Origin of the sequence: Chroococcidiopsis sp. [FACHB-1243], from assembly GCF_014696895.1 — a bacterium.
Classification (GTDB): Bacteria; Cyanobacteriota; Cyanobacteriia; order Cyanobacteriales; family Chroococcidiopsidaceae; genus Chroococcidiopsis.
In genome coordinates, this window is record NZ_JACJQX010000056.1 from 23,040 (window position 1) to 29,613 (window position 6,574).

The following is a 6,574-nucleotide window of genomic DNA, read 5'->3' on the forward strand; positions in this document are numbered from 1 at the left end:
TAGAGTTAATAGTTAATTAACCCTATTCATCCTCTAGCTACTTAGAGCGACGTTTTGGCAATAAAATTCTAGAACCAAGCTTAGAAAGAAAACGTAGTTCTAATTGTTCCTACGTAAATCGTGTCGTTATCTTTATTGTGTTCGGGATTGGTAATGACTAGCACTCCTGGAGTAATGCCAATATTTTTGGTAACTTGGAAGCGATAAAAAGCTTCTAGGTGCAAAGAGGAGTCCCTGTCTTCACGGTTATTAATATCGTTACTAGTCACTTTCGGTGGTGAGCCAACCACAATACCACCCAAGTTACCTTCTCGGAAAAGATCTGGAAAAGCTAAAGTCACTGCATAGTAAAAGATAGAAGCATTAGCTCCATCATTAACTCCTGAGACAGCTTCAGCTCGCGTGTAGCCAGCCCAACCGCCCAATGCTAATTTGGGGTTGATTTGGAAATTCACCGCTAAGCCATAGGAATCTGACGTATAGCTTTCTCCACCAAATGGGTCGTTGGAGTACGTACTTCCAACTCCTGCAACGCCTGCATCAAGACCATTGTAAGAACGAACGTAGGTCAAACCTAGATCGATAGTTTTAGTAGGCTTCAGAGTCAGCTGGGCTAATGCTACAAAGGGACCACCAGTCAACCCAGATGTAGGGGTTTCGGCTTCACTGGCTAAATAGGCTAAGGATAGGTTAACTGCATCGCTAAATTCGTAGGTTATACCTGCCCCTGAACCAAACCCAACTTGCGAGTAGATAGGACTGCGGTAGCCAAATGCAGAAATAGCACCATCCTTTACATCTCCAAAATAGGGATTGATCAGATCGACAAAATCACCTAAAACACCACCGTAGGGTTCGACAAGAACCGTCAGGCGATCGCCTATAGGAAATTCGTAGGCAAGATAAAACACTCCTAAGTCATTTTCGTTGGAGCCAACGGTATCTCGCTCGTAAACGAGTCGTCCCATGTTAGTACCCGTTGCGTCTCTAAAATCGGGAAAGTTGTTGGCATAAAGCGAGACAGTTAGCGTATCTTTTCCAGTAAAACTGGTCTCGAAATCTAACAGTACCCGATTGCTGAGGGTGAAATTTTCATCCACCTTACCAGCCGAACCTGCCGACACGCCAGAAGGAACGGCTTTGTCTTTCCCAACAGCTCCACTCAGAGCAAAAATGACTTGCCCGTTGAGTTTAGTCGTGGTGGAAAATTGATTCGCTTCTAATTCAGATGTTTGAGCTTCCAAGGCATCAACTCGTCCGCGTAGCGTAGCAAGTTCGGTAGAAAACTCTTCTTGCAACCGCTGTAGAGTTGTCAGATCTTCTTTGGTTACATTGTCAGCTGTAGCTGTGGCAATTAATTCGTTCACTCGATCTAGACAGGCATTCAAACCAGCAGCGAACTCGTAACGAGTCAAAGCACGGTTGCCGCGATAGGTGCTATCGGGATACCCAGCAATGCAACCATAACGCTCGACTAAGGACTGCAATGCTTGAAAAGCCCAGTCAGTGGGTTGTACGTCGGATAATTGGGACACAGAGGTAACTTGAGCCAACGAACCATCGATCTTGTCTCCATAGCTGTAAGGATTAGCTCGAATTGAAGAGACGGGAGACGCAGATCCAGGGAGACTTGTAGCTGGAATTGCTTGCACGGCATTGGAATATTCTGTAGGAGATATCACAGTCGCTTGAGCTATCGTGGCTTTTGCCTTACCAGCCGCATCTGAGGCAGATGCGGTCGCCTTTATTTCATCATGGGTAATCTCTATCGAATGCGCCTCTACCTCTAAAGCTTTTGTCTGTGCAGCTTGTAGTTCAGAAACTTTAGTGTTTTTTGGAGTTGGAGCTGCTGTCGAAGCAGTTACACCTGACATCAAAATTACTCCAAAAACAGCGGAGCTTAGTAGGAAGTATTTCCACAAAATATTAGACACTTTTCCTCACACTTTTTGAGTACAAAAACTTCAAGAGCGATAATTCGAGAAATTCTTTACTCTTAGCTGAGTTGCTTTAGACAACCGTTGCATAGTAGTAAAAGAGGACATGCCTCCTCCCCCTTGTCAGCTCAGCAGAGTAAAGATCGTTTACCAAATAAATGTTAGCTTTTGTTCTTAGCCTGCAAAGGAAGCTGATAGAACAATAGCAGGAAGTGTTGATTTTACGGTAATTTCACTTACTTCTTACTTCCGAACACTTTATTTGGAAAATGCATCTAGCTTCTCAGCTATTATCGTTCCTATTAATAGCATTACTTTCTAAGTCTTGTCATTTCATACATATATATTTTTAATATTTTCTAGATATTACTACAATTAATAAAATTTAATTATCTTTTTATTGTTATCTAGAAGCAGTCAAAATAAGCTTTGAGAGTCCTTTTATAGTTTACGCTTGAGTCAATATCTTTTACATCAACAATTTTTTTCATCCTGATTTCATATTTTTATGCTAAATAGTTCATAATAAATTAATGCAACTCAAGCATAAGTTGAAAATAAGTTATTTTCACCCTAATTTCATAATTAACTATCAATCTAGTAGATAATGGATTCTTGACCAAAAAACGGCTAGTATTTATTTTGACGACAAATATTAGTATCCCTACGTATGAATGACATCCGTAGAGACACTAACTTGATAAAGTATCTACCTAAGTGTTCCTTTAGAGAGCTGGATCGTCTCTAGACACGCTTCATAGCCTGGTTCATTTAAATCGCCTTCCTATCAATTAGTTGCTATTATTGTCAATCTCAAAGCAACTAGCTTTGAAAATACTCTTCCCTAAACTGCTAAGAGCGAAAAGCTGTAGCTCCAAAGTTCAATTGCTATTTCGAGCGGGCTTACTTTCAGCTTCCAGATAATCCAAAGTCAACGTGTCTTTTGTATACTGTGTGTAATCTCTGTGCTGCTCAAAACGAAATACTTGCTCTGAAAATTGGGAGAATAGCGTTCAATCTCAAGGCGATTCTCAGGATATGGTTTCTGGCAATTGCTCTTGGCTACTTGCCAGCAGGCAGAGAATTTTGAAAATTGCGCGGTCCTCTGTAGCCAGAAAGTTGTGCTAGTTCTTCTAAGCTTTGAGTCCCCGTGACAGTTTGACCGTTAATTACCCAGGTTGGAAATCCTTGCACCCCCGCAGCTTGACACCGAGCGGTTTGAGGATTGTTGCCTTTGGGATCGCACTCTACATAAGGAACGTCCTTAACAGCTTCCTGACCAAACAGCTGTTTTTGGTCGTGGCAGTGAGGACACCAGAAGCCGCCATAGAAGACTGCGCCAATCTGCTTCAGGTGTCGTGCCAGGGCGATTTCTGCTTCACCGGATTTAGTGGTAATGGGGTATCCCTCTGGTGAGGGTTGCTCCGTACTATGGCTGGAGTCGGCGATCGCTGGATTTTTTGCGTTGATATAAACTCCTAGCGTGCCTACTAGCACGATCGTTACTACGATAAATCCAGTGAATAACAGTTGACCGATATCCTGCCAATCCCGACCAACGATCGCTAGAGTAAATAGACTAGCTGAAAGGATTGCCGAGCCAACGCAATAGATACAGACTGCCTTAATCTCAAAAGCTAGTAGATACATCAGATAGCCGCTGAAAACCATCATGGCTGTTCCGCCAGCAAATAGCAACAACCCAGTCCAGTTCTCCAACTTCGAGCGTAGAGCTTTGTTTGACTGTGAATTTACTAGTAGAGGAGCCACAGCGAAAATTACCATGCTGGCGTAGGCGAGAAAACCAAATAACGCTAGTGGTAAGCCAAAGACAGTGGCATAGGGGCTGGCAAGCACGATATCGCAGCCAGAAGTCGGACAAGCAGCAGAGCCTTGAGAAAATTTAACGACTGTTAAATAGGCAGTTACCACCGCACCCACAGTAGCAAGTCCTGCCATCAAAGGACGCGAGTAGCGATGAATCCAAGGAGTAGAATATCGTTGCTTCATAAAACTGTTGAGGTGGAAATTGAAAAAGAAACTAAATAATTGTACGCAACAAAATACTTACTGGGATTTTGAGCTGACTTTACCAATGCCATAAAAAGCTCGCGCTATCCAGACAGGTAGCCTTAGATTTTGAGCGAGTAAGCCCATAACTATTCCTACGCCTGCCAGAATGACGTTCTGTCCTCGGCGGTTAGTAATCCAAAATCTCCAGTTGGTCAGGTTGGATTTTTGAGTCGGCTGGAAAGCTAGGCGATCGCGATCGTGAGTATGCTCCCAGTCCCGATCGTGGGAACTGCATTGAGTGTGGCACTCGGAGCTTGCCTCAGTAGTTTGTTCCACCGTATAACCCAAGGCTTTAACTCGCTCGGAAATTGCTGTCTCGCTCACCTGCTGCGAGTCGTAAACAACTTGCAAACGTTCGGTGGCAAAGCTAACTAATGCTGACACAACCCCAGAAATTTGCTGCCTTCCCACCTCGAGCGTTTTGGCACAGCTGCCGCAGTCCATTCCACCAACCCGCACTTGTAGCGTTTTAGTTGAAGCTACATCAGCGCGATCGGGCTGCCGATCTTCATGGCGATTGTCATGGCGATCGCGAGTATACTCGCGATCGCGGTCGTGGCAGCAGTCTTGAATGTGATGGTGAGAACTCGTGCTTGGACTCTGCTCCACTGTATAACCCAAAGCTTTAATCCGGTCAGAAATTCTTGTCTGGCTGACCTGCTTTGAGTTATAGGACACTCTCACTTTCCCAGTCGCAAAACTGACCAAAGCTTGGGATATACCGTGCATTTGTCGCCAGCTAGCTTCAATTGTTTTGGCACAGCTACCACAGTCCATGCCACTAACTTGTAGCGTTTGAGTTTTGAGGGAAGGGTTTTGAGTCATGGCAGCTTTACAAGCAACACTACAAAACAAAGTTAGCTGTTAGCATTTTAATACACCGTATATAACTAATGAACAAATATTCATATATACAATGATTCTCATTTTAGATAACATAATGAGATTGATAACCATTGCTTCAAACCTAAACTTATAATGAACAAGCGTAAGAAAAAGCCAGACGACGATTCACTTCTCAGTCCTGATGCACCAACCTGTGAAACCCGTTTGGTGCATCTCGATCGCGTTAGCGCTTCCAAGTCACAAATCTTACCCACAACAAAGGCTCAGCAGATGGCAGAATTTTTTGCAGTGCTGGCAGATCCGAACCGTCTGCGCCTTATATCTGCTTTGGCATCTCAAGAGTTGTGCGTCTGCGATTTAGCTGCATTGATGAAAATGACCCAATCAGCTGTTTCTCATCAACTGCGATTATTAAAAGCCATGCGATTAGTTAGCTACCGCCGAGAAGGGCGGAACATTTATTACAGCTTGGCAGATAACCATGTCATAAGCTTGTATCGAGAAGTAGCAGTACACTTGGATGAATAAAATGTTTAACGCGATCTACAAGCTCTAAGTTATCGAACGATTTGAGCGCTTTGATGTAGAAAGTTTGACAACTCGTCTTTTGACACGGGCAATTACTTCATGCGAATGTGCGAAAAAAATTCTATGCCTTGCCGATTGAATTTAAATCAGACATTAGGTTGGACTCTGCTTTTCACCTCACTCGTTAGCCCTGCTGTTGCCCATAATGTCGAAATCTCAAAGGATGTGGCTGGTACTTGGCACGTTGAACCTAACCACACTCCCACAGCTGGAGAAATTGCTAAAGCCTGGGTTGCCCTAACCCGTAGGGGAGGACAAATCTTGCCCCTGGAACAGGCTAGTTGTCAAATGGCTGTTTACTCGCAACCTCGCAAACAGGGCGACGCACCCGTGCTAAAGCCTGCTGTCAAAGCCATTAGTATTGAAAAGTATCAAGGTATTCCTGGAGCAGACATTGTTTTTCCCCAGACTGGGCTTTATCAACTGGAGTTAAGCTGTACGCCCAAAACTCAAGGTGACTTCCAGCCATTCCAGATGAAATACGATGTCACTGTTGCAACAGGTGCAGCTGCACCGACACCCAAGATCGAGCCATCAGCACAGAAAACTCCCGTTAGTGCGACGGAGCAAGAAACAACAAATCAGTTCGATCGAAAAGCACAGGAGTGGAGCATCTTGGTAATTGCCGTTCCAATAGTCATAGGACTGGCAATCTTGGCGATATTAATACGCAGTACTACGAAGCAGCGAAAGTAACCGTCTTTAGAATGCATCTGTTACAAAGTTTCCCATCTCGAAGTCCAGATGGAAAGGGATGAAAACAACCGACGTATTAATTTGTACCTGAAGGGTGCAGCAACATTCATTCGTCTGCTTCAGCTCGCCTCTATCTTAGAGCAAATTCCCCCAAGAACCGAACTGCATCTACACCTAGAGCAGCTAGCTTACATCGACCACTCCTGCCTCGACTTACTCTCAACATGGGAGAAGCAACAGCAGCAGAGGGGCAGTACTTTAGTCATACAGTGGGATGGATTGTTGGAGCGATACCGCAAACCAATTGTCAGAAGTTGAGTCAGGAAAAGATTAGGGTAGTGCAATTACGTAAAGGATAGAGGAAAATAGCAAGAACCTAAGTTGTGGAACAAAATCGTTCGAGATGAAACTGTATTTGCTATGTCCAACCTGCG

At 44.1% G+C, this 6,574-nt stretch carries 6 protein-coding genes; 3 read left to right on the plus strand and 3 right to left on the minus strand.

Going from position 1 to position 6,574, the window contains the following annotated elements; genetic code table 11:
- Positions 1-80: 80 nt before the first annotated feature.
- The 3 genes from H6G17_RS28280 to H6G17_RS28290 form a co-directional block, all read right to left on the minus strand.
- Entirely contained in the window at positions 81-1,874 is a 1,794-nt protein-coding gene (locus H6G17_RS28280) for an iron uptake porin (RefSeq protein ID WP_192161882.1), read from the minus strand.
- A 1,125-nt stretch (positions 1,875-2,999) separates the two neighbouring features.
- A complete protein-coding gene (locus tag H6G17_RS28285) occupies positions 3,000-3,947 on the minus strand; it encodes a vitamin K epoxide reductase family protein (RefSeq protein WP_192161883.1) in 948 nt (315 codons plus the stop codon).
- 57 nt (positions 3,948-4,004) lie between these two features.
- Positions 4,005-4,835, minus strand: a complete 831-nt coding sequence (locus tag H6G17_RS28290) for a heavy metal-associated domain-containing protein (RefSeq protein ID WP_192161884.1) — start codon at positions 4,833-4,835, stop codon at positions 4,005-4,007.
- 153 nt (positions 4,836-4,988) lie between these two features.
- On the opposite strand from H6G17_RS28290, the gene H6G17_RS28295 reads away from it, so the two are divergent.
- The 3 genes from H6G17_RS28295 (at position 4,989) to H6G17_RS28305 (ending at position 6,458) form a co-directional block, all read left to right on the plus strand.
- The gene (locus H6G17_RS28295; protein ID WP_192161885.1) at positions 4,989-5,384 is read left to right on the plus strand and encodes a metalloregulator ArsR/SmtB family transcription factor; all 396 of its coding nucleotides are present in this window, start codon (positions 4,989-4,991) and stop codon (positions 5,382-5,384) included.
- A 123-nt stretch (positions 5,385-5,507) separates the two neighbouring features.
- On the plus strand, positions 5,508-6,140 hold the full coding sequence (locus tag H6G17_RS28300) for a hypothetical protein (RefSeq protein ID WP_192161886.1): 633 nt from the start codon (positions 5,508-5,510) through the stop codon (positions 6,138-6,140).
- A gap of 48 nt (positions 6,141-6,188) precedes the next feature.
- Positions 6,189-6,458: an STAS domain-containing protein gene (locus H6G17_RS28305; RefSeq protein WP_192161887.1), complete on the plus strand. Its 270-nt coding sequence runs from the start codon at positions 6,189-6,191 to the stop codon at positions 6,456-6,458.
- The last annotated feature ends 116 nt before the right edge of the window (positions 6,459-6,574 follow it).